Here is a 411-nt window from a genome sequence, read left to right as displayed (position 1 = left end):
CCACCGAGTCGTTGATGGTGGTCTGAGCTGGTGTCGGGTTCGGCACCAACTGCTCGAAGTTACCGCCCGTGGCGTTCTCGATGGTCACGCTAACGGTCGAGCCGTTGTTGTAGACGTCGTTGGCCGGGGTCTGGAAGTCGACGCTGCCCTGGGTCTTGCCGGCTTCGACGGTGATGGTCTGGCCATTGGACAGGGTCACGGTCACCGGGGTCTGGGCTGGGTTGCTCAGGGTCACGGTGTAGGTGATCACGCCGCCTTCGGTGATGCTTGGCGAAGCGGTCAGGGTCGCGGTGGTGGTGTCCACCGAGTCGTTGATGGTGGTCTGAGCTGGCGTCGGGTTCGGCACCAACTGCTCGAAGTTGCCACCGGTAGCACCGGTAATCGTGGTGCTGACGGTCGAGCCGTTGTTGT

1 protein-coding gene is annotated in these 411 nt (G+C 63.0%); it reads right to left on the bottom strand.

The window, feature by feature from the left end:
• The coding region (locus CAY82_RS26825) for an immunoglobulin-like domain-containing protein (RefSeq protein ID WP_170931143.1) at nucleotides 1-411 on the bottom strand (411 nt) is incomplete at both ends.

Source organism: Pseudomonas sp. SID14000 (assembly GCF_002165135.1).
Classification (GTDB): domain Bacteria; phylum Pseudomonadota; class Gammaproteobacteria; order Pseudomonadales; family Pseudomonadaceae; genus Aquipseudomonas.
Note: the sequence above shows the minus strand (reverse complement) of the source record. Positions and strands in the feature narration are given on the sequence as shown.